This is a genomic window from Streptomyces sp. NPDC058678 (assembly GCF_042714835.1).
In the GTDB taxonomy this organism is placed as follows: domain Bacteria; phylum Actinomycetota; class Actinomycetes; order Streptomycetales; family Streptomycetaceae; genus Streptomyces.
In genome coordinates this window covers 223,493-250,357 of sequence record NZ_JBHXSG010000004.1, presented here as the reverse complement: position 1 = coordinate 250,357, position 26,865 = coordinate 223,493, and the positions used below count along the sequence as shown (strand labels likewise).

The following is a 26,865-nucleotide window of genomic DNA, read 5'->3' as shown; positions in this document are numbered from 1 at the left end:
ACATTCACCCGGCCCTCACCGTTACGCTATCCAATACGACGTTCCATTCAACGTCTTACCACTTTACTAAGTACGGGACAGGAGCAAATCTTCATGGCCACGAAGGCGCAGCCCGGCACCGGCGAGCGAAACGGTCCCGACACGACCGCGCCGACCATCCAGACGGTGCAGCGTGCGGCGCTGATCCTCGGCTCGTTCACGGTCGGCAAGCCGCACATGAGTCTCAACGAGATCACCGCGCGTCTCGGGGCGAGCAAGGCGACCGCGCACCGCTACACGAAGGCACTGCGGGCGGCGAACCTGCTGCGGTACGACGAGCGCACCTCGCTCTACTCCCTCGGCCCCCAGGTGCTCACGCTCGCCACGGCCGCGCGGGCCGGCCTGCCGATCGTCGCCGCCGCGGAGCCGTACATGGAGGATCTGGTCCGGCGCATCGACGAGACGATCGTGCTGTCGGTCTGGGACGGCGAGTCGCCGACCGTGGTGCGCTCGGTGGACAACACCGACCACATGGTGCGCATCAGCGTCCGGGTCGGCTCGCGTCTCGACCTCACGTCCTCGGCACAGGGACGGATCTTCCTCACGTTCCTGCCCCCGGAACAGGTACCGGTGCTGCCGCGCTCGGTCCGCAAGTCGCCCGAGCTCACCGAGGAGCTCGAGGCCATCCGGCTGCACGGGCTGTCGGTCAACTCCCCCGCCGTCAACGGGGTCCGCACCATCGCGGCGCCGATCTTCGAGGGTGACGAGATCAGCGGAACGCTCGCTGTCGTCGGCACGACGGCGACCGTTCCCGATGACGTCACCTCGCCGATGGCCCAGGCACTGCTGGAGACCGCCCGCGCGCTGTCGCAGCGGCTGGGCACCTCGGACGGCGCACCCAACGGGGGCTGACCCACTTACCGGAACGACAGCCGGCCCGCCGCGGAGGGCGGCGGGCCGACTGTCGTGACCTGCACACCGGCATGATCAGGACGTCGATGACTCCGCCGCAGGTCAGGCCGATCGCGAAGACGTCCTCGTCGCTGTGGCCGAACCGCTGAAGCACGACCTGGCCGTCCTCCAGCGCCCGCCGCACAGCTCGCACACCATGCCCTCCGCGCAACCTCCAAAGACCGAACCGATGACCGTGCACTCCCCGTCGACGGCGAGTGCGGCGCCGGGCGGTGGCGGGGTGCTGCCGCCGGCGGTGGCGACGGCGACGCCCCGTCCCTCGTGCAGCCAGCGGCTCAGTTCCTCGGCGAGGTCAAGCATCAGGGGCTCCGGCGATAAGCACTCGGTCGGGCCGGATGGGCAGATGACGGTGGCGTACGCCGGTCACGTGCCAGACCGCGTTGGCGATCGCCGCCACCGCACCCACGATCCCGATCTCGCCGATGCCTTTTATTCCGACCGGGTCGTCCGGGTCGGGGTCGTCCACCCAGTCCACCTCGATGGGCGGGACGTCGGCGTTGGCCGCGAAGTGGTAGCCCGCCAGGTCGGCACCGACCAGGCCGCCCGTGGCCCGGTCCCGGACCGCCTCCTCGTGCAGGGCCATGGAGATGCCCCACGTCATCCCGCCGACGAGCTGATTGCGCGCCGTGAGCGGGTGGACGATCCGGCCCGCGGCGAAGACGCCGAGCATGCGCCGCACGCGCACCTCGCCGGTACCGACGTCGACCGCGACCTCGGCGAACTGCGCCCCGAAAGCGTGCCGTTCCGTCCGTGCGAGGGCCCGGACGGCCTCAGCGGTGTCCGACCGTACCGTGATCCCCTCCGGCGGGACGACAGCACCAGCAGTGAGCCGCTCCCGCAGCTCCCCCGCCGCAGCCGCGACCACCCATCCCCAGGAGCGGGTGCCCATGGACGCTCCGGCGGGCCCCGCCCGGCCGAAGTCACTGTCGCCCAGGCGCACGTGGACTCGGCCGGTGGATGCCCTCAGCGCGTCGGCGGCGATCAGGGTGAGCGCGGTCAGCGCCCCGGTCCCGATGTCGGCCGCGTTGACCCGCACGGTGAAGCCGCCGTCCGCCTCGGCCGTCACGGCCGCCGTCGCGGGCACGGCCATGGCCGGGAAGGAGGCCGCCGCCATGCCGGTGCCCAGCAGCCGGCGTCCGTCCCGGCGCAGGCCGGGGCGCGGATCCCGGTCCGCCCAGCCGAACCTGCGCTCGCCCTCCCGGAGGCAGGCGAGCAGCCTGCGGGGGCTGAAGGGCAGCCCGGACACCGGCCCCACCTGGGGCTCGTTGCGTACGGGCAGCTCGATCGGGTCGAGGCCGCACTTCAGGGAAGCAGGTCGGCCCGCGGCGGGACGAAGAAGTCGATGTTCACACAGGGGGCCTCCGTCGGCTCCACGTAGTGCTCGCTGCCTCGGGGGACCAGGAGGAACGAGCCCGCACGCATGTCGTGCGCGACACCGTCCACGTAGTAGTTCGCACGCCCCTGGGCGATATGGACCAGCTGGTCGAAGTCCTCGTGCCGGTGCGGGTTGAGCGTCATGCCGACTTCGAGCTCGTGGTGGCAGATCATCATCTCGTCCGTCGCGTAGACGCGACGGCGGACCCCCGGACGCACCTGCGTCACCGGCAGCTCGTCCCAGTTCAGGACGGTGTTGAACAGCGCTGCGTTGCGTGTGGTCACTGGTTTTCCTCTCCGGCGGCCACCCGCAGGGCACCCGCCAGCATCTGAAGGTCGGAGCCGACGACCAGGTAGTCGGCGTCACTCAGGCCCAGGTCGACTGCGGCACCCCGGGCCGGCACCCAGCCTCCGAACGCCACCGCCGCCGACCGGGCGGCCTCGCGCACCCGGTCCACCGCGGCGCGCAGCACCGCGGGGTCCGCCGGCAGGCCCAGGTCGACCGCGAGGTCGGTGCTGCCGACGAAGCACACGTCGAGAGGGGCGAGCAGATCCGGGAGAGGATCGGTCCGTGCCGTCTCGATCTGGCCGACCAGCACCGGCGGGTCGTCCTGCTCGGCACCCAGGAACCCGGCCAGCGGGACCGCACCGAAGCGGGCGGCCCTGTTGGCCAGGCTGACCGACCGGCGGCCGGCGGGCGCGAACCGGGTCGCCGCGAGCAGTTCCTCGGCCTGGGCGACGCGGGTGAGCATGGACAGCTGGATCCCCGCCGCCCCGGCCTCCAGCAGCCGGTTGACGGCGGGGGCGTCCACCTCGGGCACACGGACCAGGGCCGGCAGGCCGCACGCATGGGCATGGCGTACCAGGTCGACGGCGTTCTGCTCGGTGAGGGTGGAGTGTTCGAGGTCGACGACGACGAACGCGTATCCGGCCGCCTCGGCAAGTTCCACCACGTCGGGCGACGCCAGCTTGACGAACGTACCGACGGCGGGTTCTGCCGTCGCCAGGGCCGCGCGCAGCCGGCGCCGCAGCAGGTGGACGTCACCGACGCTCATCGCGTCCTCCCCGGAACGGGCGGCGTCTCACGCCGACGGCAGACCGCGCCACGGCACGATGTCGACCTCGGCGCCCTTGTGCAGCACGACGGTCGGCTCCAGGCGCGGCGCGAGGATGGTGTTGCCCGCGGCGTCGGGCAGGGTGACCTCGTCGGTCCAGTCGACGACGGTGACGTCGGCCCGTCCGCCGACCACCAGGCGCCCGTAACCCTCGGCGTCGAGGCCGAGCAGCTGTGCCGGAGCGACGGTGGCCCGGCGGATGCACTCCTCGAGCGGCGCGCCGAGCGCGACCAGCTTGGAGATGCTGGTGAGCAGGTCGAACACCGGGCCGCGCCAGTTGCGGGCGCTGGTGTCGGAGCTGAGGATGTCGGGCAGGAATCCGTCGGCGATCGCCCGGCGCGCCACCTCGAAGCTGAGGTTGCTCTTGCCGTGGGCGGAGTCGAACAGCACGCCGCGCTCCCGGGCCGCCATGACCGCGGGGTGCACCTGGTCGCCGTCGAGGATGCCGTTCGGCTTGCCGGTGTAGCAGTGCGCCACGATGTCGCCGGGGCGCAGGTAGTCCAGGACGACGGGCACGGGCTCCTCGGTCTCGCCGATGTGCACCATCAGCGGCAGACGGGCCTGTTCGGCCAGTGCCACGGACTTCTTCAGCAACGACTCCCAGTTCTCGCCGACGACGTCCTCGGACAGACGGATCTTGAAGCCGCGCACGATGTCGGGGTGGGCCTCGGCGGTCGCGAGCGCGTCCTCGGGGACCAGGGTGTCGGGGTTGAGCAGCTCGCCGAACCTGAAGTCGATCAGGCCGAGCACCGAGACGTTGAGGAAGTTGACGATGCGCAGCGGGTTCGCCTCGACCACCAGCTTGCGGAAGGCCGCGAAGGTCGATGCACCGGCGGTGCCGGCGTCCGCCGCGGCGACGACGCCACGGCGCAGGTGGGCCTCCTCGGCCGGGGCGCCCACGGCGGAGACGTACTGGAAGATGTGGGTGTGGCCCTCGACGAGGCCCGGCAGCACGGTGGAGCCGGTGACGTCGATCGTGCGGGCCGCGCCCGCCGCAAGCCCTTCCCCGATCGCGGCTATGCGGTCACCGGTGACCGCCACGTCGAGGCGGGCGTTGGTGCCCGACGCCGGATCGATGACGGTGCCGCCGGCCAGGACCAGGTCGTAGGACGACGCGGAGGAGATGGGCATCGGTGTGTGCTCCAGGGTGAGGGGGGTCAGCTGACCGGTTCGGTCAGCCGGTGGTCGCGCAGTGAGGCGTCCGTGGGACGTACGACGCGGGTGACAAGGGGCAGCACGCCGTCCACCTCGACCCGTACCTCGTCGCCGTCGGCGAGGAAGCACGCGCGGTCCTGGCCGGTGCCGGCCGGGGTTCCGGTGAGGACGACGTCGCCGGGTTCGAGCGCGGTGAACCACGACAGCCGGCTGAGCAGATCGGCGACCGGGAAGATCATCCCGGCGCTCGTGTCGTCCTGCATGAGTTCGCCGTTGACCCAGCTCCGTACGCGGATCGCGTCGCGGTCGGCGAGGTCGTCGGGAGTGCAGATCGACGTGCCGAGCGGCGTGAACCCCGGGTAGCTCTTGGCGAGGGCGGGCACCGCCGTGGCGCGCATGACGTCGCGTGCCGTCATGTCGTTGGCCGCGGTGACGCCGGCGATCGCGGGCCAGACCTGCGACTCGGTCGCCTGGTACAGCCGGCGTCCGACGACGACCGCGATCTCCCCCTCGTAGTCGGGTTCGGTCACGGTCTGCGGGATCACCACCTGCGCGCCGGGAGCCGGGACGGCGGACGACGCGGCCAGGTACAGGATCGGCTGCTCGGGCAGTCCCCGGCCGGCCCGGGCCGCCTTCGACACGTAGTTGAGTCCGACGCCCCACACGGCCCGGGGACGGCCCAACGGCGCCACGAGCGTGGTCTCGTCGAGCGGGATCCGCCGGCGCACCGCGCAGGATGCCAGGCACTGCAGCGTGCCCTCCTGCTCCAGGACCGCGCCGACGTGCGGAAAAGCCGTGTCCAGCAGGGCGATGGCCCCGTCCTCGATCCGGCCCAGGCCGGCCTGTGTCGTTACCACTCGCATGACGTCATCTTTCAATGCGAGACGACATCATGTCAAGCAATACGAGACGCCGTCATGCAAAGTGATACGGAGGTCAGGTTGCGGAGACGCCGACACCCCGTCCGCACGAGAGGCGGACGGGGTGTCGAAGGGCGTCGTTCCGGGCTGTCGGCCGCGGGCGTCAGGCGAGCTGCCGCTGCACCTCGCCGCTGTCCCAGTAGTCCGTGCGGCGCGTGATGAGGCCGCCGACGACGGTGAACACGAAGACTCCGCGCACGCGTACGGGGCGGTCCCCCGCCGAGCGCATCCGGAACGTCATGACGTACGGCACCGCGGCCGACTCGCCGTCGACGAGGAAACGCTCGGGCGCGTAGTGCAGGTCTGCGAAGTCGTCGAGGAACCCGGTCAGCGCCGCGCGGTACTCGGCGCGGCCCTTGCGGCTGTGTCCCAGCGATGACGTGTGCTCGTTGACGAAGTCCTCGGCCACGCAGGCGGCCACGGCGTCGGCGTCGTGCGCGTTCAGCGCCGCGAGGTACGCCTCGACGGCGGCGCGGGTGTCCTTCAGGACGAACCCCACTTCTTGCGGACCGAGTCGAAGACCCGCTGGTCGTGGGAGATCTCGACGACGTTGCCGTCGGGGTCCTTCAGAGCGCAGATGTAGCCGACGGGCTCGGGCATCTGTCGGGGCTCCCAGTGCAGGCAGCCCAGTTCGCGGGCCTGGTCCGCGAGCGCGTCGACGTCCTCCCGCGCCGGCACCTCGATGCCGATGTGCGCGAAGGGGTGCAACAAGCCCAGCTGGCCGCCCTTGTCCTTGTTGAACGACACCAGGACGAGCACGAACGGCGTCTCGGCCTGCTGGTCGTTGGAGAGCCAGACGCTCTCGCCGTCGGCGTCCTTGAACCGCTCGACCACGACCAGCGGAGTCAGGGTGGTGTAGAACGCGATCGCCTTGTCGAGATCGCCGGTCGGCAGCGCGAGGTGAGTCCAGCGGGCCGAGGTGAGACCGGTGGCCACGGTACCTCCATGGTGAGTGGGTGGGGTTTCTTCGAGACTAGGCGTGCGCGCACCCGCGGGTCGATGTGCTGCGGACACAACACGCAGGCCGGGGATGCTGGCCCCGCGCGACATCGGTTTCGTGCCTGCCGCCGTGCGAGCCTGCGAGATGACAGCGACAGGGCGTCGGCTGGGAAGACGAGGGCAAGCATGCACTACCGGATTCTGGGTGGGACCGGCATAGAGGTGAGTCAGCTCTGTCTCGGGTCGATGATGTTCGGCGCCTGGGGCAACACCGACGAGGCGGAGTGCCACCGCATGGTGGCGACGGCGCTGGACGCCGGGGTCAACGTCGTCGACACCGCTGACGTGTACGCCTTCGGCGAGTCGGAGGAGATCATCGGCCGGGCGCTCAAGGGACGCCGCGACGATGTCGTCCTGGTGTCGAAGGTCGCGAGCCGGATGCCCGCCGGCCCGCTCGACCGCAACCGGGGCGGCACCTCCCGGCTGTGGATCACACGTGCCGTGGAGGACAGCCTGCGCCGGCTCGGGACGGACCACCTGGACGTGTACCTCGTCCACCGTCCGGATCCCCACACCGACGTCGAGGAGACCCTCGGTGCGCTCGGCGACCTGGTGCGGGCGGGCAAGGTGCGGGCGATCGGCTCGTCGAGCTTCCCGGCCGAGGAGATCGTGGAGGCGCAGTGGGCCGCGCGGCGCGGTGGCCGCGAGCGGTTCACCGTGGAGCAGCTGTCGTACTCGATCCTGGCCCGGCACGCGGAGGCCTCGGCCCTGCCCACCGCACAACGGCACCGCATGGGCGTCATGGTCTGGAGCCCGCTGAACGGCGGCTGGCTGACAGGCAAGTACCGGGCCGGCGCCGAGCCGGCGGGAGACTCGCGCGCGCTGCGGAACAGCGACCACTTCGACTTCGCCGACGAGCAGATGCGCACGCGCAAGCTCGCGGTCGTCGAGGAACTCGTGCGCCTGTCCGCCGAGGAGGGTTGCACGCTCGTCGAGCTGGCGCTGCGGTTCGTGCTCGCCCATCCCGGCGTCAGCACGGCCGTGATGGGCGCGCGCACCCACGACCAGCTCCTGTCGCAGCTCACCGCGGTGGACCGGCCGCTGTCGGCCGAGGCACTGGACCGGATCGACGCACTCGTCGCGCCGGGCAGCGTCCTCAACCCGCTCGACGTCGGCTACACGCCGCCGGCGCTGGAGACCGCGGCGCTGCGCCGACGCTGACGGCGATGTCGCATACCCGCGGCGGATGCCGGCCCCGTGCCTTCGCGGGGTCGGTATCCGCCGTCGTCTGGTTCCGGCCATCAGGTCGACCCGCGCTCGAAGGGCCGGCCGAGCGCGCCGGGTTCCCGGTGCTGGGTGGTGAACAGCAGCATGGCGAGGAGCGCGAGCAGGTACGGGGCCGCGACGAGCAGTTGGGCGTTGAGGGTGACGCCGAGCGCCGGGAGCGCCAGGCGCATCGCGTCGGAGAGGCCGAAGACCAGGCAGCCGAGCATGGTCCGGCCGAGCCGCCACGCCCCGAAGATCACCGCGGCGATGACGATGTATCCGCGCCCGGCGGTCATGTTCTGGTTGAACGATCCGACCTCGCCGACCGCGAGGTACGCGCCACCGAGACCGGCCAGCGCGCCGCACCAGAGCAGTGCCTGCCGGCGCCGCATGTTCACCTTGATGCCCGTGACGTCGGCGGCCTGTGGGTTCTCCCCCACCGCCCGCAGTTCCAGGCCCCAGCGGCTGCGCTCCACCAGCCACCAGGTGAGCGGCACCAGCGCGAACAGCAGGAAGGCGGGCCAGCGTTCGGAGAACAGCGGCTTGCCGATGAGCGGTATGTCCTGCAGCAGTGGGATCGACAGAATGTGGACCTGGTGCGAGACGAACTGGTTCGTCGTGATCAGGTAGCTCGTCAGCCCGAGCACCAGAGCGTTCAGCACCAGACCGACGACGAAGGTGTTGATCTGCGCCCGGTGGGAGAGGTTGCCGTGCACGAAGCCGAGGACGAGGCCCGTCACGACGCCGGCCACGAGGCCGGCGGTGGCGCTGCCGGTCGCGCTCGCGGTGGCGATCGAGGTGAACGCTGCGCCGAGCATCATCGCCTCGACGGAGATGTTCATCGTGCCGGCGCGCTCGGCCACGTACTCACCGCAGGCGGCGAACGCCAGTGGCACGGTCAGCCGGACACCGCTGGCGAGAATGGTGGTGGTGCTGTCCAGAACGCTCACGCGGCTGCCTTCACCTTGGTCGGGACTACGGACAGGTCGGGCGCCGCCTGCGGTGTGACACCGCGACGCCGACGGAAGAGATCGACGAGCACGGGCGGCGCGACGAACGCGAGGACCAGCAGTGCTTTGACGACATCGACGAGGTAGTACGGCACACCCGTGGCCGAGAGGAAGTCGCCGCCCGCGCGCAGCACGGCGAACACCAGCGACACCGGGATCGCGACCAGGGGCCGGTTGCGTGCCACGAGCGCGACGAGCAGGCCGTCCCAGCCGAAGTTGTCCGAGAGCCCGGGCTGCAGCCGGCTGGTGCCGACCGGGCTGACCAGCAGCAGCCCGCCCGCCAGCCCGGCGAAGGCGCCGGACAGCGCAAGGGTCAAGCCGCCGAGCGCGGCCACCCGGACACCGGTGTGCTTGGCCGTCAGCGGATTCAGTCCGAGCATGCGCACCCTGAAGCCCCACCGGCTGCGGGTGAGGACCACGGCGACACCGGCCGCCGCGACCAGCGCGACGAACAGGCCGATGTTCCACTGCACCGACGGGTACTGCCCGAAGCCGCCGAGCTGGGCGTTGGCCGGCAGTTGGTTGGACGCCGCGTCGGCGATGCCCGAGGAGCCCTGCGCGCTCTCCTGGAGGAACCAGGGGGTGCTGACCGCGAAGGTGACGAGCTGGATGGCGAGGAAGGTCATCAGCAGGGTGCTCACCGGGACGTTGACGCCGCGCAGGCGGAGCATCACCGCGCTGAGCGCGGCCCAGGCGCCGCCGCCGACGGCCGCGGCGATCAGCACCACGACCACCAGCGTCGGGCCGGGCACGGCCAGCCGCAGTCCGACCCAGGCTCCGGCCAGGCCCCCGATGAGGACCTGCCCCTCCTGGCCGATGTTGAAGGTGCCGCCCGCCGCGCAGATGCACGCACCGACCGCGACCAGCAACAACGGCGCCGCGTTGAGCAGCGTCGTCGTCCATCCCGTGGCGTCGGCCAGACTCCCGGTCCATATCGCGTCCGCCGAAGCACTCGGCGAGCCACCGGTCAGCACGAGCAGCAGCGCGGAGGCGCCCGCGGCGACGGCGACCAGTACGGCGGTCAGGCCCGCCGTCATCCAGCCGTCACGCCCGGGCCGAAGCCGGGCGAGAAAGCGCCGGGCGAGGTCGTCCCCGTTCGTCAGCGAGGCGGCGCTCATGCGGCCTCACCGCCGACCAGCATGCCCAGTCGCTCGGGGGTCGCCTCCGAGACGGGGAGTGCTCCGGTGATCCGCCCGGACGAGATCACCGCGATCCAGGTTGCAAGGGCCATGACTTCCTCGAGTTCGGTGGAGATGAGCAGCACTCCGACGCCGTCCGCGGCCGCCTGGCGCAGCCGGGCGTACATGTCCTCGATGGCGCCGACGTCCAGCCCGTGAGTGGGCTGCGCGGCCACCAGGACGCTGGTCTGACCGGACAGTTCCCGGGCGAGCACGACTCGTTGCTGGTTGCCTCCGGACAGGCTGCGCACCGGCGCGTCGAGCGAGGGCGCGACGATGTTGAACTCGTCCGCGAGGCGTCGGGCTTCGGCGACCATCGCGCGACGGCGCAACAGGAACCTGCCGCTGAGCTTGTCGAGCGACTTCATGGTCAGGTTCTCGGTGACGCTCATGTCCAGGACGACGCCGCTTTGGTGCCGGTCCTCCGGCACGATGCCGAGACCTGCCTTCCCGAGCGCGCCGGGCCGGGCCACATCGACCCTGCGGCCGGCGACCTCGATGGTGCCGGCGGTCGGCTGGACCAGCCCGGCGAGGACTTCGCCGAGCGTCGCCTGGCCGCTGCCCTCGACACCGTAGAGGGCGCAGATCTCGCCCGCGCCCACGGTCAGGTCGATTCCCTGAAGAACCTGCACCCCGCCCTTTTCGACGGTGAGCCCGGCCAGGCTCAGGACGGGCTGGGGCCGGTCGTGTGCCCCGCCCCGGCCCGTGCGGGCCGTGTTGACCGGCAGCAGGCCGAGGGCGGCTCCCTCGTCGTGCAGGGAGACGTCGCGGCCCACCATCTGGCGGGCCAGTTCCGGCGCGGTGGTCTCGGCGGTGACCGCCCGGAAGGCGACACTGCCCTTGCGCAGGACCGTCACCCGGTCCGTGGCCTGCACGATCTCGGCGAGCTTGTGGCTGATGAGGATGACAGCGCGCCCCTCCTCCTGCACCACCCGGCCGAGCACGGCGAACAGTTCCTGCGACTCGGCCTGGGTCAGCACGGAGGTGGGCTCGTCGAGGATCAGGATCTGAGGGTTGCGCCGCAGGCACTTGACCACCTCGACGCGCTGCCGCTCGCCCGCCGCGAGCGCGTCGACGCGCGCCTCGGGGTCGACCGGCAGCCCGTACCTCGCGGCGACCTCGGCGATGTCGGCGCAGATGGCCTGCTTGTTCACCGGGCCGGTGTCGCCGAGGGCGACGTTCTCCCACACGGTGAGCCCGCTGATGAGGCTGAAATGCTGGTGCACCATGCCGATGCCCAGCTCGGCCGCTTCCTGCGGGCTGTCCAGCGCGACCCGTTCGCCGCGCACCAGCACGGTGCCGGCGTCGCGCCGGACCAGCCCGAGCAGGACCTTCATGAGACTGGACTTGCCCGCCCCGTTCTCGCCCAGGAGACCATGGATCTCGCCGGCGTCGACGGTGAGGTCCACGGCGTCGCAGGCCGTGACGGATCCGTAGGACTTGGTGATGCCACGCAGCTCGAGAATCCGGGCCGCTGAGGTCGTCGGTGTCATCGCGTGTGAATCTCCTGGGTCGGGGTCGGCACCGTCAGCCGAGGCGCTTGACCTCGGCCGCCGGGTCGATCTCCTTGCTACCGATCTTCTTCATGAAGTCCGCCAGCTGCTTGTCCTCGTCGCCCTGGCCCTTGCAGATCTTGATGGTCGGGTAGGGATCGACACCCAGCTGCCACACGCGCGGCGTGCCCATCTTCAGGTTGTCCTTGGCGAACTCCTCCAGCGCGGCGCGGAAGTAGTTGCCCGGGCTGAAGATCACCGAGATGTCGAACTTCGGGCTGGTCGAGTCACAACGGTCGGTGCCCGGGGTGAGGGTCAGCACACCGTTGGCGTTCGCCACCTGCGCCGCGGCGTCGGTCGCTCCCCCCAGGTAGGGGTAGATGACCTTGGCGCCCTGGCTGATCTGCGCCTGGATGGCCTCCTTGGCCTTCGCCGAGTCGTTGAAGTCACCCGTGTAGGTGCTCACCAGGGTGGCCTTGGGGACCACCTCCCGGATCCCGGCCAGGAAGGCCTTGGCGCCCAGGACACTGAAGTCGGCCTTGACGCCGGTGACGAACCCGGCCTTGGTGTAGCCGGCCGCCTTCATCTTCAGGCCCGCGGCGTAGCCGGCGGCGAGCATCGACTGGTTGGGGTTGTCGGAGGACACCACGATCCGCGGGGTCTGGTCGATGTTCGCGGACGACGGAACATACCAGGCCGTCTTGGCGCAGACCGGCTCCTCGGAGGCCGGGATGGCGGCCTTGAGCTCACTGGCGGCGAGCGCGACCATGTCGACGTGCTGCTGGCACAGCGCGCGTGCCGCGGTGAGCGCGTCGCTCGCGGGCACGCTGCCGCGCTTGATGACCTTCCAGCCCTTTTCCTTGGCGAAGGCGTCCGCGGAGTCGACGAAGCTCTCGTAGTAGCCGTGGTCGTTGATGTCACCGGGGCTGAGGACACCTATGACGACCTTGCCGTCGCCGTTGACGTCGGGCTCGTTGAGGCCCGAGCCGCCGGTGCCGCTCGCCGCGGGGGTCGCCTTGGCTGCCGTCGCCGCGTTGCTGGCGCAGCCGGAGAGCGCGAGGGCTCCGGTCAGGGCGAGAGCGAGGCCGAGCGGGGCCCGACAACGCCGAAGCGGGCTTCTTGCGTTCATGTGCGTTCCATTCACTGGGTGGCACCGCCCTGTCGAGGCGGTGGCGAACAAGGGGGGTGGGGTCAGTTGGCGGACGTGTCGGCCCGGCCGAGCTCGGCGTAGGCGACTCGCTCCTGGTGGAAGAGGGACTCCTCACCCGCGGCGACGAAGTACGGGAAACCCATCCGCCCGACCGCTCGGACCTGGGTGGGGTCGATACGGTCCGGGGCGGACATGATCGAGTCGTCGGTGGTGATGCAGACGACCTCGGCGAGCACGATGTGCACGCCCGAGAAGCAGGAGGTGTGGTCGCCGCGGTCGATCACCTCGTGCACCCGGCACTCCAGGTGCGCGGGGCTGTCGGCCAGCGACGGCGTGTCGACGACCTGCGAGGGCACCGGTCGCCAGTCGCCGACGCTCATCTCGCTGACGCCGCGGGGGTATTCGCGGGCCACCGCCTCGATGTGCTCGGCGATCGCGACGGTGGTGACGTTGACGACGAACTCGCCCGTGCGCTCGATGTTGAGCCAGGTGTCCTTCGGCTCAGGAGTGCCCTCCCGCTGAGCACCGATGGTGACCGCGATCAGCGGCGGTTCGCCACTGACCGGCATGTAGTAGCTGTACGGCGCGACGTTGATCCCTCCGTCCGGGTCCAGCGTGGTGATCATCGCGATCGGCCGCGGTACCACCAGTTGCGAGAGCAGGCCCTGCTTGTGGGCCGGGGAGCGTCCGGACATGTGGATGACGTTCAACGGGTGGTCTCCTTTGCGGTGCCCGCCGGCCGCGTCGGCCAGGTCGGACGGGGCGTGATGCCGGCGCGCCGCAGCAGGGCGGCGGATCGCTCGGCGGCTGCCTCGGCGACGGCGGCGAGGTCGATGCCGGTCGGCTGCCGGTCGCGGACGACCACGCGGCCGTCGACCAGCACGTCACGGACGGTGCGCGAGACGTGGCCCCAGACGAGCTGGCGGGCCAGGTCACCCCGGGGCGTCCAGGCGGGGTCGCCGGTGTCGAGTACGACGAGGTCGGCGGCCTTGCCGACCTCGAGGGAGCCGGTCCGCCCGCCGAGACCGACCGCCTCGGCCCCGTCGACCGTCGCTAGCGCGAACGCCTGCTCGGCGCGGATCGGGTCGGGCAGGTCACGGTCGCGTTCGAGGCCGGCGAACAGGTAGGCGGCCAGGAGGACGTCCGGGGCGTCGCCGGCATTGTGGGCGTCGCAGCCCAGTGCCACCCGGCCGCCCCGGCGCACCAGTTCGGCGTGGCGCGAGGCGCGGGTGTAGCCCTGGGCGAGGCGCAGGTAGGCCCCCGGGCAGGCGGCGACCGCGGTACGGGTCTCGAGGATCGCGTCGACCTCCGCGTCGTCGAGCCAGACGGCGTGCCCCAGCAGCAGGCGCGGGCCGAGTACGCCCAGTTCGGCGAAGTGGACCACCGGCCGGCGCCCGCAGCGCTTGGCGTAGGCCTCGACGTCGGCGGGGCCCGGCGAGACGTGCCAGGTCAGTCCGGTGTCGAGCCGCTCGGCCAGGCTCGCCGCTCCGGCGAAGAGCTCGTCGCTCGCGAGGTCGTGGCCGACGAGCGTCACCCAGCCGGTGACCGGCCCGGTGGTCGGCAGGGCCCGGATGATCTCCTCCTGCCGGGCGAGTACCTCGTCGGCGGGGGCGCCGAACGGCACGCCCTCGGCGTCCCAGCCCCAGCCGCCGACCCGCGCGCGGATCCCCGCGGCGGCCAGCCCCGCGGCGACCCGTTCCGGGTGGGCCACCGTGCCCGGCTCCAGCACGGTGGTGATGCCCCGGGACAGGCACTCGACGGCGGTGATGGTCGCGGCGAGTTCGTCGTCGTCACCGTCGGCGCGGGCGTGCAGCGGGACGATCCAGTCGAAGATCGACTCCTGCGAGCTGATGTGATCCGGGATGGTGCTGCGTACAAGGGGGTCGACGGTCGTGTGCTGGTGGGCGTCGACGAGGCCCGGGATGACGACACAGCCCGACGCGTCGATCTCCTCGGCGTCCGGGAAGCGGGCGCGTAGGTCCTCGGCCGTGCCGAGTGCGGCGATGCTGTCCCCGGACACGGCGATCGTCGCGCCGGTGAGGACCCGACGGGCGGAGTCCATGGTGACGATGTCGCCACCTACGACGAGCAGGTCGGTCATGGCGCGATCACGACCTTTCCGATGGTGTCGCGGGCGCCGAGCACGTCCCAGGCGTCGGCGAGGTCCTCGAGGGGGAACCGGGCGGCGGTGGGCAGGTGCAGGCGGTCGGCGAAGCAGGCTGACGTGGCGGCGACGAAGTCGGCCGAGGTGTAGCCGCCGGCGCCCAGCAGTTTGAGGCCGCGGTGGAAGACCTCTTGAAGCGAGAACGACACCTGGTCGCCGCTGGTGTTGCCCAGCATCAGCAGACGCCCGCCGATGCCGAGACAGTCCAGTGAGGTGCGCCAGGTGTCGGTGCCGACGTGGTCCAGGACGAGGTCCGCTCCGGTGCCGTCGGTGAAGGCGGTCACCGCTTTCGCCAGGTCCGCTTCGTCGTTGCGCACGGCCAGGTCCGCGCCGGCCGCGCGGGCCGCGGCCAGCTTCGCCTCGCCGCCCGCGAAGGCGACGACCGAGGCACCGGCCCGCTTGGCCAGAGCGATGGCCGCCAGGCTGACGGGACTCGCGGCCGCGTGCACGACGAGAGTCTCACCGGCATCCAACGCCCCGACGGTGTGCACCGCGTGCCACGCCGTCGCGAAGGCGGTGGGCAGCGTGACGGCCGCGGCGAGCGGCAGGGACTCCGGGACCCGGACGATCGATTCGGCGGACGCCAGGACGTATTCGGCGAGCGCGCCGGGGGTGTTGCCCCCGAGGATGCGCGGGCTGGCGCAGTAGGCACGATCGCCCACCGAGCAGCGCGGGCAGCTGCCGCAGCCCTGGGTCGGATCGGCGATGACCCGGTCACCGGGGACGATGGAGCTGACCGCGGATCCTGTCGCCACCACCGTTCCGGCGAAGTCCATGCCCGGCACGTGCGGAAGGCGGAAGCCCGGGATCAGGCCCGGCCCCCTGCGCTGCAGCAGGTCCAGGCGGTTCAGCCCGCAGTAGGCGACCTCGACGACGACGTCGCGTGCGCCGCACACCGGCTCCGGGACTTCCTGCAGGGACACGACTTCGGTTCCCCCGAAATCGGTCTGCACCATCGCTCGCACCTCGGCCCTCCTCACCTCAGCCGTCTCGCATTGCGAGGCGGTGGAACGTATTGTGACGCCACTCTGCCCATGCCGACCAGTGCTGTCAACGCTTGTGGGGAAAAACTGGGTTTCGTCGGCGTTGCGCCTGTTCGTAAGGCTCACGGCGCAGGCTGCGCCGGAGGAATCCGGTGCACACGCGCGCTCCGCGCCGCCCCGGCCGTGGCGGAGCGGCTCAGTGTCCGGCTGAAACCGGCTCGTCGTCGCCGCGCGGTTGCTGGGCGTCGGCGGCCAGCAGGTCGAGCGCCGCGAGCGCCAGGTGCAACTCCGCCGAGGCGGCGGGAAGCAGCGGGTCCGTGCCCAGGAGGTTCTTGATCTGGCGTACTCGATAGCCCACCGAGTTGCGGTGGAGGTGGAGCTGTTCGGAGACACTCTGCCGACTGCCCCGTTCGGCCAGCCAGGCACGGAGCGTCGCCATCAGCTCCGGACGCTGCCGGATCGGCCCGAGGTGCGCCTCGGCGTACGCCTCGAGCTCCGCGCGCGGGAGGGACAACAGCACCCGGACCACCCCGCAGCCACCGAAGGTGAGCAGCGGGACGCCCCGGGTCCTGGCCAGCCCGAGCAGCCGTTCGGCCTCGGTGAAGGACCGGGCCAGACCGATCGGTGAGTCGGGGTGCGAGCCACTCGCCGCGACGACATGGTCCCCGGCGGAATCGTCGCCGGTCATGAGGCGCAGCCGGCTCCGCAGCCGGGTGAGCACCACCTCGCCCGGCACCACCGTCCACGCCGTGCGCGCCTCCTGCTGCACAGGGTGCTCCAGCCAGGCGAGGGCGGTGGACCAGGCACGCAAGCGGGAGCCGCTGTAGTGCAGTACGGCCCCGGCCGGAGGTCGCTGCAGATCGATCCCCAGTCCCGCGGCCGCCGCCCACACCGAGGGGCTCACCGTCCCGGACCGCAGCGCGGCGACGATGTCGGCCGGTGTGTGCCGCGGCGAGACCTCGGCCGAGCCGTCCCCGGCGCGCACAGCGTCGATGAGCAACGCGGTGACGGCGGCACCGGTCAGTGCCTGCACGCGCGGGTCACCGGGACCGACGGTCAGCAGCACTCCGGCCACGGTCGTCCCGGCGCGCACGGCCAGCGCCGTGGCCCGCAACCCGTCGAGCGTGTCGACCACCGGTCCGGCCACGCCGGAGAGCACACCGTCCGCCACCGTGGTCGCCACTCCTGATCCGCCGTCGGTGGTCGCCAGCGGCGCACCCTCGGCGGACAGCAGCCGCACCTGCCGGCCGGTCGCCCGGACCAGCGCGTGGAGCACGTCCGAGCGCGCGGCGCCGGCGAGCACGGCGTCGGTCAGTTCCCGCTCCAGCACGGCCGATTCGGCGTCCGGACCGGCCCTGTCGCGGGCCGGTCCGGACCTCGCTTCGGCGATGGTTCCCATGGTGTCGAGTCTCAGCGGGCCAACAGCCGGATGGCCACGCCCTTCTCCTGGGTGTACTCGCGCAGCGCTCCGTAACCGCCGCCCCGGCTGAAGCCGCTGTCCTTCTGCATGTTGAACGGGAAGCCGATCACTCCCGCGTCATGGAACTGGTTGACCGCCACCTGTCCGGAGCGGACGTCCTTCGCGAGCCGCAGCGCCCGGGAGACGTCGTTGGTCCAGATGCAGGCCAGCAGGCCGAAGTCCGTCGCGTTCATCAGCTCGGTCGCCTCGGCAGTGTCGCGGAAGGACTGTACGGCGAGAACCGGGCCGAAGACCTCCTCGCGGGCGATGCGCATGCCCGCGTCCACGCGGTCGTACACGGTCGGCTGGACGAACCACCCGTCGCCGGTGGGTGCGCCACCGGTGACCAGCCGCGCCCCCTCGCGAGGCGCGTCCTCGAGAAAGCCGCTGACGCGGGCGTACTGCGCGGCGCTGACCAGCGGCCCCATGTCCAGGTCGGCTTCCCAGGGGCCGGTCTTGACCGCGGCCATGGCGGCGGCGACCCGCTCCACTACCTCGTCGTGCACCGAGGCCTGCACGAGCAGCCGGGAACCGGCGTAGCAGTTCTGCCCCGCGTTCTCGGTGATCGAGGCGACGACCGCCTCGATGGCCGTGTCGAGGTCGGCGTCGGCGAACAGCACGTTCGGCGACTTGCCGCCGAGCTCGAGCTTCACCGGGACGAGGTTCTGCGCGGCGGCCGTCATGATCGCCCGCCCGGTGGCGGTGGAACCGACGAAGCTGATGTGGTCGACGCCCGGGTGCGAGGTCAGGGCGGCGCCCGCCTGGGGGCCGCCCGCGACGACGTTGAGCACCCCCGGCGGGAAGCCGGCCCGGCGGGCGAGTTCGGCGAGTGCGAACGGCGCCAGCGGCGCGATCTCGGACGGCTTCAGGACGACCGCGTTGCCCGCGGCGAGTGCCGGCGCGACGTTCGCGGCCATGAGTACGGCAGGCACGTTCCACGGGATGACGACGGCGCACACGCCGTACGGCTCGGGGACCGTGTAGCCCAGGTAGTCCGGGCTGCGGGTCGGAAGTGTGACCCCGGTGAGCTTGTCTGCCGCGCCGGCGAAGTAGTTGATGATGTCGTGGGCGATGTAGATGTTCGTCCGGCCCCCGGACAGTGGCTTGCCCACGTCCTGAGCCTCGACGGCCGCCAGTGCCTCGACCTCGGCCATGATCAGGTCGGCCCAGCGCCGGATCAGCGCCCCGCGCTCGGTGGGGCTGGTCGCCGCCCAGGCCGGGAAAGCGCGGCGCGCCGCGGCGACCGCGTCGTCCACATCGGCTCCGCCCGACAGCGCCACCTTGGTGATGACCTGCCGGGTGGCCGGATCGACGATGTCCAGGGTGCCGCCGTCGCGGGCCGCAACCCACTCGCCGTCGATGAATTGCTGAGAAGAAGGGAAGTCAACAGCCGCCATAGGTGAACCTTGACCGACCTTGTCACGCATGTCAATATGCGATCTCGCAATGTGAGTCACTGAGGAGGTCCCGTGCGCGCCACCGCCGCTCTGCTGGAGCAGCCCGGCCAGCCATTCGTCCTGACCGAGGTGGACTTGGACGAGCCCCGCCCCGACGAGGTGCTCGTCCGCGTCTCCGGCGTGGGCATCTGCGGCACCGACCTCGAGTTCGCCACCTTCTTCCCCACGCCGGCGCTGCTCGGGCACGAGGGGTCGGGCATCGTCGAGAAGGTCGGCGCACACGTCACCTCCCTGCGCCCCGGCGACAGCGTCACCATGTCCTTCGCGTCGTGCGGCACGTGCGCGCTGTGCCGCACCGGCTCGCCCGCCTACTGCCGCAGCTTCGACGCGGTGAACTTCTCCGGCCGCCGGCCCGACGGCTCCACCGCGGTGACCCATGAGGGACGCGAGGTCAACGCCCACTTCCTGGGCCAGTCGTCATTCGCCAGCCACGTCGTCGCACCGGAGCGGGCGGTCGTGAAGATCGACCCCTCACTGGACCTGCGGCGGGCCGGACCCTTCGGCTGCGGCTTCCAGACCGGCGCCGGCGGCGTGCTCAATGTGCTGCAGCCGCGCCCCGGCTCCTCGATCGCGGTCTTCGGAGCCGGGGCTGTCGGCGTGGCCGCCATCATCGCGGCCTCGCTGAGCGGCTGCGCGATCGTCGCCGCCGTCGACGTGAACCCGACCAGGCTCGAGGCGGCCCGCGGCTACGGCGCCACGCACACCGTGGACTCCTCGGCCGGGTCGGCCGCCGAGCAGTTGGCCGCCCTCGTCCCCGAGGGATTCGAGTTCGTGATCGACACGACCGGACGCGAGGACGTCCTGCGCGTCGCGGTGGAGTCCCTCGGGCCGCTCGGCCGCGCCGGGGTCATCGGCGTCGGCCCGAGCGAGTCGATGAGCTTCCAGTGGCGCAGCATCCTCAACGGTCGCAGCGTCACCGGCATCATCGGCGGGTCCAGCCTGCCGCAGGTGTTCCTGCCCCAGCTGCTCGAACTCAACGCCAAGGGCCGGTTCCCGGTCGAGAAGATGATCACCTACTTCCCGTTCGAGCAGATCAACGAGGCCGTCGCGGCGGTCCGGTCCGGCTCGGTCGGCAAAGCTGTGCTGACCTTCTGAGACGTCGCCCACCCGGCGTTGTCGCACACCGCGGCAGCACCTTAGGGTGGCGACGCCGATGAGGCACCAGACATCCGGTGGCGCGGCCGGACAACACCGCGCAGAAGGCCGAGCACGTGGAGCGTGCCCACCATGTCCGCCGACATCGACTTCGATCACCACTCCGATGAGGCCAACGCCGATCCGGTCGCCTACTACGCGCGCTTTCGCGAGTCCTGCCCGGTAGGCCGGTCCGCCGCCTACGGCGGCTTCACCTACACGACGCGGTATGCCGACGTGGCCCGCATCGCCCGCGACGACGAGACGTTCTCCTCGGCCCGCAGCGACCACGGCGGCCAGGGCGTGGGCATCGTCATCCCCAAGGGACCGGGGCTCGACCAGTATCCGATCGAGCTCGACCCACCGCGGTCGACCGAGTACCGGCAACTGATCAACCCGCTGCTCACCCCGGAGGCGATCGAGCGGCTGGTGCCCATGATCGAGCGCCACGCCGCCCGCGTCGTGGACGACTTCGTCGAGCTCGGCTCCTGCGACTTCGTCCGCGACCTCACCAACCCGCTGCCGGCCGCGGTGACCTTGGACTGGCTCGGTTTCCCCGAGGAGGACTGGGCGAAGCTGGCCGGACCGATCCACGACATCTTCGCCGCACCGGCCGCCAGCGAGCGCGCCGTGCGCGGAGCCGCCGGACTGGCCTACATGGATCAGCGCATCCGCGAGCTGATCGCCGAGCGCCGGTCCGCGCCACGGGCCGACGCGGTCAGCGCGCTGGTGGCCGGCCGACGCGGCGACGGCAGCGAGTTCGGCGAGGACGAACTGGTGTCGGTGATCGGCCTGCTCATCGCCGGCGGCGTCGACACCACCACCTCCCTGACCGGATGGACGCTCGTCCACCTCGGCCGCAACCCCGAGCAGCGCCAGAGGCTGATCGACTCCCCCGACCTGCTGGACACCGCGACCGAGGAGTTCCTGCGCGCGTTCGCCCCCTCACAGTCGATGGCCCGCACGGTCACCCAGGACGTCGAGGTCGGCGGCTGCCCGATGCGGGCGGGCGACCGGGTGCTGATCCCGTGGGTCGCCGCCAACCACGACCCCGCCGTGTTCCCCGACCCCGAGCAGGTGCGGCTGGACCGCGACGCCAGCCGGCATCTCAGCTTCGGCATCGGCTCGCACCGGTGCGCCGGCGCGCACCTCGCCCGGGCCATGTTCCGCGCGATGATGACGCAGGTGCTCACCCGGCTGCCCGACTACCGGGTGATCGAGGACGGGCTCGTCGCCTACCCGACGCGCGGCAACCAGTCCGGCTGGGACGCGGTGCCGGCGGTCTTCACGCCCGGTCCCCGGGCAAGTGCGGCGGCAGGCTCGGTCCGTGCCCTGACCACGCCCACCCCGCTGCGGGTGACCGCCGTCCGCGCCGCGGCCCAGGATGTCGTCGCCGTCGATCTCGGCCTGCCGGACGGAGGCGAACTCCCCGCGTGGCAACCCGGCGCGCACGTCGAGCTGCGTCTGCCCTCGGGCAGGCTGCGTCAGTACTCGCTGTGCGGTGACCCCACCGACGCCACCACGTGGCGCATCGGTGTCCTGCGCGAGCCCCGGGGCCGGGGCGGGTCGGTCGAACTCCACGAACTGGCCCGCGCGGGAGCCACCTTCGCGGTACGGGGGCCGCGCAACCACTTCCCGCTGGTGCCGGCCGGGTCCTACCTGTTCATCGCCGGCGGCATCGGCGTCACACCGATCCTCGCCATGGTCCGCGCGGCCGCCGGCCGCGGCACGCCCTTCTCCGTCGTGTACGGCGGACGCACCCGCTCGACGATGGCGTTCGCCGACGAGCTCGCCGCCGTCGCCGGCGACGCGCTCACCCTGCTCCCGCAGGACGAGGCCGGGCTGCCGGACCTTCCCCGGCTGCTGGGCGACCTGGCCGCGGACACCGCCGTCTACGCGTGCGGGCCGGCGCCGATGCTGGCGGCCGTCGAGCGCGAGTGCGCCCGCCTGAATCTCACCGACCGGCTGCACCTGGAGCGCTTCACCGCCGGCGACGGCCTCGAGACGGCGTACGACGCCGCCGAGAACCGGGACTTCGACGTCCAGCTCGCACGCACGGGAGTCACCCTCACCGTGCCGGCCGGCCGCCGCCTCATCGAGGTCCTGCGCGATGCCGTGAGCGGCCTGTCCTACGACTGCGAGAAGGGATACTGCGGCGCCTGCGAGACCCGTGTGCTCGCCGGGACGCCCGAGCACAGGGACTCCGTGCTCACCGACGAGGAACGCCTTGCCGGGCGCACGATGATGATCTGTGTCGGCCGGTGCCAGGGCGACCGACTCGTGCTCGACCTCTGAGCCGTGGTCGGCCGGCGGACTGCGTTCGAAGACCGAGCGCCGTCCGCCGACCGACTGCCGCAGGGACCCGCCAACCGGACACGGCGTTCCCCCTGGGACCCCCACCGTGCCCAGGCCGGCCTGACGACCCACCGGCCCAGCCACGGTCGGCCGGCGGACTGCCTTCGAAGACCGAGCACCGTCCGCCGACCGACTGCCGCAGGGACCCGCCAACCGGACGCAACGTTCCCCCTGGGACCCCCACCGTGCCCAGCCTGGCATGGCCTGACGATCCACCGGCCCTCCCCCGGCCGGCGGCGTCAGCCGTCAGCCGAAGGCGCGGATACCCAGCCAGACGGCCGCCAGCACGCCGAAGCCGACCACGACGGCACGCAGTACCGGCTCGCTCAGCCTCGACGCCAGCCGACCGCCGAGCACTCCGCCGGCAAGGGACAACGGCGCGACCAGCAGCGCGATCATCCAGTGCACCGGGCCGAGCAACGCGAACACGACGAGCGACACGGTGGCCACGACCAGCTGCAACGTCCCCTTGAGTACGTTCACCTCTGCCAGCGGAGCGGACAGCGTCAGCCCGAGCAGGGCCATCAGGATGAGCCCCAGCCCACCTCCGAAGTAACCGCCGTAGACCGCGGCGGCGAACGTGCCGGCGTAGAGCTTCCCGCGGTGGTCACCGTGAGCGGCGCCGAGCAGTGCCCGCAAGCGGGGCTGGAAGGCGAGGAGGGCACTGGCGCCGAGGACGAGGAACGGCACCGCGACCGAGAAGATCCGTGACGAAGTGAGCAGCAGCAGCGCGCATCCGGTGGCGGCACCCCCCGCGGACACGACCGCCAGCGAGGTCACGGAAGGCGGGCGGGAAGAGCCCCGCAGGGCGGCGACATTGCCCAGGTAGCCCGGCCACAGCGCCACGGAGTTGGTGACGTTGGCGGCCACGGTGCCCAACCCGCCGGCGACCAGGGCGGGGAAGAGGAGGAGTGACCCGCCGCCTGCGATGGAGTTGACGAACCCGCCGACAAGGCCGGCACCGCCGATGAGAACCACGTCGCCGACATCCATCCGGGCACCCTTCACAGCAACTTATGCGAGATGCCATGTTGACATACGAGACAGCGTTACGCCATGGACCCCCACCGGTAACACCGGGGCAACGGGACGTTCCTAGCGTCGGGCCAGCCCTTCCCCTCCATGAAAGGTCGGCCATGACTGCGCTCGACTCGCCACTCCTCGACGTCGCCGCGACCGGCTTCCCGATCCTCCAGCCCGGCCACGGAGCGATCGCGTCGACGACGTACGTCCCGGCCACGCCCGGGAACGTCCTGTGGGGACGCCTTCCGTGCGAGGCGGACTCACCCTGCGCGGTCGTGCAACCGGGCTCTGTCGTCACGGTCGACACGCTCAGCCACGAGGGAGTACTCGAGGACCAGGGCCGCAACCCCGGCGAGTTCTTCGGCCGTTACGGCGTCGGCGGCGGCCATGTGCTCGACGACGCCCAGCAGGTGGCGGACTCCGGTATGCCGCACGACTTCGACGACGACGGGCCGCACCTCGTCACCGGACCGATCGCCGTGGCCGGCGCCCGGCCCGGCGATCTGCTCGCCGTGACCGTCCTCGGCCTCACCCCGCGGGTTCCGTACGGCATGGTCTCCGCACGCCACGGCTTCGGCGCGCTCCCCGGCGAGATGCCGTCGCTGCCCGGTCCCGCGTTCACCTTCGCCACGGCACACGCGGACGGCCACGGCGCCTGGGGCCGGATGGCGGTGGATCCGACGGACCCCTCCCGCGGCTCACTGCGCTTCCCACTGCGGCCGTTCCTCGGCGTGATGGGCGTGGCGGTGCCCGGGGACGAGCGGCCGCACTCGGTGCCGCCGGGGCGCCACGGGGGGAACATCGACATCTCCCTGCTCGGTGAGGGCGCCACGCTGTTCCTCCCGGTGCAGGTCGACGACGCGATGGTCTACTTCGGGGACCCCCACTTCGCCCAGGGCGACGGCGAGGTCGCACTCACCGCGTTCGAGGCGTCGTTGCGCGCCACCGTGAAACTCGAGGTGGTGCCGGGCGGTGCGGCTCTGCGGCCCGGTCACGGTCGCGTCGCCCCGTTCGCCGAGACGGACGACTACCTGGTGCCCATGGGCCTGGACAAGGATCTGAACGAGGCGATGCGCGACTGCGTGCGCTGCGCGCTGGACCTGCTCGTGACGGACTACGGCATCGAACGCCATCTGGCGATGGCGTACCTCAGCGCGGCCGGCGACTTCGCGGTCTCCCAGGTCGTCGACGACGTGAAGGGCGTCCACGCGAAAATCCGCAAGTCCGACTTCCTCGAAGTCCGCCGACCGCACTGACCGGCGACTGCACCGATTCCCGCCGCGGCAGGGCGACACCGACCGGGCGGCGGGTTCAGGTCCAGGAAGAGAGCGCTCCAAGCCACACACAGTCGGCGACCGCGGTCAAAATCTGCCCACAGGCCGGGCTCATGGACCGCAGCATCGCCTCGGACTCGCTCCCCTCCCGACCGCTGGACGCGGCCCCGCACGCACTCGCCAGCGCGGCCAGCGCGACCGAGCGCTCCGAGGAATCGGCCGCACCGCCGAGAGAACGGACCGCTGCATCCCGCCTCTCCCCGCGCAGGACCTCGTAGCGACGAGCCCACCCGGCAGGCAACGGCAACCGGGTCGGCGTGCGAACGAGGACGCCCTCAGCGGTCAAGCCGGCCGACGTTCTCCTGTGGGCGCCGACGCTCAAAACCCTGACCCACTCCGATGCCGTACGCGGCTTGCGAGACGACCGGATCCGCGCGAGAACCTCGCCGAGCGCACGGTCGTGCGGCTCTGCACCATGGACGGCGACGACGTGCCCGTCCACGGTGTCGATGAAGCCGTCCAGAGCGAGTTCCATCAGCATCGCGCCGCTCAGGCCGAAGCCGAGGCCGGTGCCATGGCCGGGAACACGGCCCCGACCGTCCAGGTACACCGCCAGCATGAAGTCAGCGCAGAGGCTGGAGGTGGCATCGGTCTTCATCCCGGTCTCCCCAATACGGCACTTGGCTTCAGCTTCGGGGTGCTCCGGACCGGGCAACCGCACCAGATCCCGAGGAAGTATGCGCAGCACTATGGCGGGCCCAGAGCTCCTACGTCAATGCAAGACATCGTCCCGAAATACGGAACACGGTCCTGGGTCGGGGCCCTTTCAGGCGCCCTGTGGACGGAGTCCCCGGAGTCGGCTGTCAGCCTGCGGTGCTGATCCCACGAGAACGGAGTTCTCGTTCGTGCGCGGCCTGCCAGTCGGAACGTGATCGTAGGGCTGGTACTCACCGGACGCGGGGCGAATTCGTGAGCGGCGACAGGACTAGGTCTTTGGTGCCGGTCGACCCCGGCCCGCGGTCGGATTCGCCGCGCCGCGACGACGGTTAGCGTCACGCCATGCGTATAGGACTACTTGGCACCGGCAACGTCGCCCGAGCATTGGCTCACGGTTGGAGCGCCGCAGGCCACGACGTGCTCCTCGGTTCACGGCGGCCCAAGGACCGGACGGACCTCGGTCTGCCCGTGGCGGGCCTGAGCGAGACAGTCGCCCACGCGGAGGTGGTGGTCAACGCCACCCCGGGGACTGTCTCCGTGGAACTGCTGCGCTCCATCGGGGCACCGGCCCTGGCCGGCACCTTACTGATCGACGTCGGGGTCGGCCTCTCCGACGACTTCACCGAACTCTCGCACCCCAACAGCAGCTTGGCCGAACAGATCCAGGAAGCCTTCCCCCTGACCCCCGTCGTCAAGACGCTGTGCACCATGGACTCCACCGTGATGACCGCCCCGGACGGTCTCGACGGCCCGAGCACCGTCTTCCTCTCCGGCGACGACGCCGAAGCCAAACGGACCACCGGCCGACTGCTCACCGACCTCGGCTGGCCCCCCGCGTCCCAGCTGGACATCGGCGGCATCACCACCGCACGAGGACAGGAGCACTTCGCCCTGCTCTTCATGGGCATCGCGGGCGCGCTGGGGACCCACACGTTCAACATCAACGTGGTCACCCGTCCTTCCGCCCAGGGCCGGGCCGACACCGGCGCACGCCTCTCCTAGGTCTCCCGACAGTCACGGCCCAAGGACGTGTGAGTGGTACCGCGGTACCACCGGGGCGCAGAAGTGTCCCCCGTGGTCCCAGGGTTCCAGCCGTACACCTCCCTACGGTGAAACGGAGTCCCGCGGTACGGGCGGGGCCGAGCCCAAGGCGAGGAAGACCCACACCCATGATCGAAGCGCGTGAGCTGACGAAGCGGTACGGGGACAAGACAGTGGTCGACCGGTTGAGCTTCACCGTCAAACCCGGTGAGGTGACCGGCTTCCTCGGCCCCAACGGTGCCGGCAAGTCCACGACCATGCGCATGATCATCGGCCTGGACTCCCCCACCGGTGGCTCGGTCACCGTCAACGGACGCCGCTACGCCGAACACGCCTCGCCCAAGGACGCCCGCCCCGAGGAACTCGTCGCGGGCATCCACGCGGTCGCGACCGGCGACGCGGTCGTGGCCCCGAGCCTGACCCGGCGGCTGCTGGACGCCTACGCCCACCAGGTACTCGCACCCACCGGTGCTCCCGCACCCCCGGCTGCACACGCTCAGCGACGAGGTACTGGTCGCCATCGGCCAGGGCTGGACGAACGCGGAGATCGCCGAACGTCTCGTGCTCACCGAGTCCACGGTGAAGAAACACGTCGGCCGCGTCCTCGCCAAGATCGGTGCGCGCGACCGCATCCAGGCGGTGATCGTGGCGTACGACGCCGGGCTGGTCAGGGCCAAGCCATAGCCAGAAGGCGGGGCCCGGTGCGT

General features: G+C 71.4%; 22 protein-coding genes and 5 pseudogenes. 8 read left to right on the top strand and 19 right to left on the bottom strand.

Features of this window, described 5'->3' with window-relative positions; genetic code table 11:
- The first annotated feature begins 93 nt into the window (after nucleotides 1-93).
- Nucleotides 94-891 (top strand): IclR family transcriptional regulator, encoded by a 798-nt coding sequence (locus ACFWWR_RS06845; protein WP_383865485.1) that lies wholly within the window; start codon nucleotides 94-96, stop codon nucleotides 889-891.
- Between the two features lie 64 nt (nucleotides 892-955).
- On the opposite strand, the pseudogene ACFWWR_RS06840 reads toward ACFWWR_RS06845, so the two are convergent.
- The 8 genes and pseudogenes from ACFWWR_RS06840 to ACFWWR_RS06805 all read right to left on the bottom strand — a co-directional run.
- Nucleotides 956-1,251, bottom strand: a pseudogene (locus ACFWWR_RS06840) (XdhC family protein); the annotation flags it as partial.
- Nucleotides 1,244-2,380: pseudogene (locus ACFWWR_RS06835) on the bottom strand (xanthine dehydrogenase family protein molybdopterin-binding subunit); the annotation flags it as partial. The pseudogenes ACFWWR_RS06835 and ACFWWR_RS06840, both read right to left, overlap by 8 nt.
- A pseudogene (locus ACFWWR_RS06830) lies at nucleotides 2,362-2,469 on the bottom strand (hypothetical protein); the annotation flags it as partial. The pseudogenes ACFWWR_RS06835 and ACFWWR_RS06830, both read right to left, overlap by 19 nt.
- 137 nt (nucleotides 2,470-2,606) lie before the next feature.
- Nucleotides 2,607-3,380 (bottom strand): HpcH/HpaI aldolase/citrate lyase family protein, encoded by a 774-nt coding sequence (locus tag ACFWWR_RS06825; protein WP_383865483.1) that lies wholly within the window; start codon nucleotides 3,378-3,380, stop codon nucleotides 2,607-2,609.
- Nucleotides 3,381-3,407: 27 nt separating this feature from the next.
- Nucleotides 3,408-4,571, bottom strand: a complete 1,164-nt coding sequence (locus ACFWWR_RS06820; RefSeq protein ID WP_383865481.1) for an amidohydrolase family protein — start codon at nucleotides 4,569-4,571, stop codon at nucleotides 3,408-3,410.
- A gap of 26 nt (nucleotides 4,572-4,597) precedes the next feature.
- Complete coding sequence (locus tag ACFWWR_RS06815; protein ID WP_383865479.1) at nucleotides 4,598-5,458, bottom strand: fumarylacetoacetate hydrolase family protein; 861 nt, start codon at nucleotides 5,456-5,458, stop codon at nucleotides 4,598-4,600.
- Nucleotides 5,459-5,618: 160 nt separating this feature from the next.
- The gene (locus ACFWWR_RS06810; protein WP_383865477.1) at nucleotides 5,619-6,014 is read right to left on the bottom strand and encodes a nuclear transport factor 2 family protein; all 396 of its coding nucleotides are present in this window, start codon (nucleotides 6,012-6,014) and stop codon (nucleotides 5,619-5,621) included.
- Complete coding sequence (locus tag ACFWWR_RS06805; protein ID WP_383865475.1) at nucleotides 5,999-6,451, bottom strand: VOC family protein; 453 nt, start codon at nucleotides 6,449-6,451, stop codon at nucleotides 5,999-6,001. The genes ACFWWR_RS06810 and ACFWWR_RS06805 overlap by 16 nt, the downstream gene beginning before the upstream one ends.
- 189 nt (nucleotides 6,452-6,640) lie before the next feature.
- Here ACFWWR_RS06805 and ACFWWR_RS06800 point away from each other — a divergent pair, with 189 nt between their 5' ends.
- A complete protein-coding gene (locus ACFWWR_RS06800) occupies nucleotides 6,641-7,675 on the top strand; it encodes an aldo/keto reductase (protein WP_384302304.1) in 1,035 nt (344 codons plus the stop codon).
- A gap of 80 nt (nucleotides 7,676-7,755) precedes the next feature.
- Here the strand turns inward: ACFWWR_RS06800 and ACFWWR_RS06795 are convergent, their stop codons facing one another.
- The 9 genes from ACFWWR_RS06795 to ACFWWR_RS06755 form a co-directional block, all read right to left on the bottom strand.
- Nucleotides 7,756-8,670 carry an ABC transporter permease gene (locus tag ACFWWR_RS06795; protein ID WP_383865471.1) on the bottom strand — a complete coding sequence of 305 codons (915 nt, stop codon included), beginning with the start codon at nucleotides 8,668-8,670 and terminating at the stop codon, nucleotides 7,756-7,758.
- Nucleotides 8,667-9,848, bottom strand: coding sequence for an ABC transporter permease (locus tag ACFWWR_RS06790; RefSeq protein ID WP_383865469.1), 1,182 nt, complete (start codon nucleotides 9,846-9,848; stop codon nucleotides 8,667-8,669). Before ACFWWR_RS06790 ends, ACFWWR_RS06795 begins: the two co-directional genes overlap by 4 nt.
- Nucleotides 9,845-11,401 (bottom strand): ABC transporter ATP-binding protein, encoded by a 1,557-nt coding sequence (locus tag ACFWWR_RS06785; RefSeq protein ID WP_384302302.1) that lies wholly within the window; start codon nucleotides 11,399-11,401, stop codon nucleotides 9,845-9,847. Before ACFWWR_RS06785 ends, ACFWWR_RS06790 begins: the two co-directional genes overlap by 4 nt.
- Nucleotides 11,402-11,435: 34 nt before the next feature.
- The gene (locus ACFWWR_RS06780) at nucleotides 11,436-12,530 is read right to left on the bottom strand and encodes a BMP family ABC transporter substrate-binding protein (RefSeq protein WP_383865465.1); all 1,095 of its coding nucleotides are present in this window, start codon (nucleotides 12,528-12,530) and stop codon (nucleotides 11,436-11,438) included.
- A gap of 62 nt (nucleotides 12,531-12,592) precedes the next feature.
- Nucleotides 12,593-13,261, bottom strand: a complete 669-nt coding sequence (locus tag ACFWWR_RS06775) for a flavin reductase family protein (RefSeq protein ID WP_383865463.1) — start codon at nucleotides 13,259-13,261, stop codon at nucleotides 12,593-12,595.
- A complete protein-coding gene (locus tag ACFWWR_RS06770; protein ID WP_384302300.1) occupies nucleotides 13,258-14,652 on the bottom strand; it encodes an amidohydrolase family protein in 1,395 nt (464 codons plus the stop codon). Before ACFWWR_RS06770 ends, ACFWWR_RS06775 begins: the two co-directional genes overlap by 4 nt.
- Nucleotides 14,649-15,671 (bottom strand): alcohol dehydrogenase catalytic domain-containing protein, encoded by a 1,023-nt coding sequence (locus ACFWWR_RS06765; protein WP_383865459.1) that lies wholly within the window; start codon nucleotides 15,669-15,671, stop codon nucleotides 14,649-14,651. The genes ACFWWR_RS06770 and ACFWWR_RS06765 overlap by 4 nt, the downstream gene beginning before the upstream one ends.
- Before the next feature lie 223 nt (nucleotides 15,672-15,894).
- Nucleotides 15,895-17,097 carry a PucR family transcriptional regulator gene (locus tag ACFWWR_RS06760; RefSeq protein WP_383865458.1) on the bottom strand — a complete coding sequence of 401 codons (1,203 nt, stop codon included), beginning with the start codon at nucleotides 17,095-17,097 and terminating at the stop codon, nucleotides 15,895-15,897.
- An 11-nt stretch (nucleotides 17,098-17,108) separates the two neighbouring features.
- Nucleotides 17,109-18,554 carry an aldehyde dehydrogenase family protein gene (locus tag ACFWWR_RS06755; protein WP_384302298.1) on the bottom strand — a complete coding sequence of 482 codons (1,446 nt, stop codon included), beginning with the start codon at nucleotides 18,552-18,554 and terminating at the stop codon, nucleotides 17,109-17,111.
- 72 nt (nucleotides 18,555-18,626) lie between these two features.
- Between ACFWWR_RS06755 and ACFWWR_RS06750 the strand changes: the two genes are divergently transcribed.
- Together ACFWWR_RS06750 and ACFWWR_RS06745 are read left to right on the top strand one after the other, a co-directional pair.
- Nucleotides 18,627-19,709, top strand: a complete 1,083-nt coding sequence (locus ACFWWR_RS06750) for an NAD(P)-dependent alcohol dehydrogenase (RefSeq protein WP_383865454.1) — start codon at nucleotides 18,627-18,629, stop codon at nucleotides 19,707-19,709.
- 132 nt (nucleotides 19,710-19,841) lie between these two features.
- A complete protein-coding gene (locus tag ACFWWR_RS06745) occupies nucleotides 19,842-22,043 on the top strand; it encodes a cytochrome P450 (RefSeq protein ID WP_384302296.1) in 2,202 nt (733 codons plus the stop codon).
- A gap of 306 nt (nucleotides 22,044-22,349) precedes the next feature.
- Here the strand turns inward: ACFWWR_RS06745 and ACFWWR_RS06740 are convergent, their stop codons facing one another.
- Nucleotides 22,350-23,096 (bottom strand): sulfite exporter TauE/SafE family protein, encoded by a 747-nt coding sequence (locus tag ACFWWR_RS06740; RefSeq protein ID WP_384302294.1) that lies wholly within the window; start codon nucleotides 23,094-23,096, stop codon nucleotides 22,350-22,352.
- A 143-nt stretch (nucleotides 23,097-23,239) separates the two neighbouring features.
- Between ACFWWR_RS06740 and ACFWWR_RS06735 the strand changes: the two genes are divergently transcribed.
- Nucleotides 23,240-24,382 carry an acetamidase/formamidase family protein gene (locus ACFWWR_RS06735; RefSeq protein ID WP_384302292.1) on the top strand — a complete coding sequence of 381 codons (1,143 nt, stop codon included), beginning with the start codon at nucleotides 23,240-23,242 and terminating at the stop codon, nucleotides 24,380-24,382.
- A gap of 55 nt (nucleotides 24,383-24,437) precedes the next feature.
- Here the strand turns inward: ACFWWR_RS06735 and ACFWWR_RS06730 are convergent, their stop codons facing one another.
- On the bottom strand, nucleotides 24,438-25,148 hold the full coding sequence (locus ACFWWR_RS06730; RefSeq protein ID WP_384302290.1) for a GPP34 family phosphoprotein: 711 nt from the start codon (nucleotides 25,146-25,148) through the stop codon (nucleotides 24,438-24,440).
- 311 nt (nucleotides 25,149-25,459) lie between these two features.
- Between ACFWWR_RS06730 and ACFWWR_RS06725 the strand changes: the two genes are divergently transcribed.
- The 3 genes and pseudogenes from ACFWWR_RS06725 to ACFWWR_RS06715 all read left to right on the top strand — a co-directional run.
- On the top strand, nucleotides 25,460-26,119 hold the full coding sequence (locus tag ACFWWR_RS06725) for an NADPH-dependent F420 reductase (RefSeq protein ID WP_384302288.1): 660 nt from the start codon (nucleotides 25,460-25,462) through the stop codon (nucleotides 26,117-26,119).
- A gap of 167 nt (nucleotides 26,120-26,286) precedes the next feature.
- Nucleotides 26,287-26,499 (top strand): annotated as a pseudogene (locus ACFWWR_RS06720) (ATP-binding cassette domain-containing protein); the annotation flags it as partial.
- Nucleotides 26,500-26,842: pseudogene (locus ACFWWR_RS06715) on the top strand (response regulator transcription factor); the annotation flags it as partial.
- Nucleotides 26,843-26,865 lie beyond the last annotated feature (23 nt).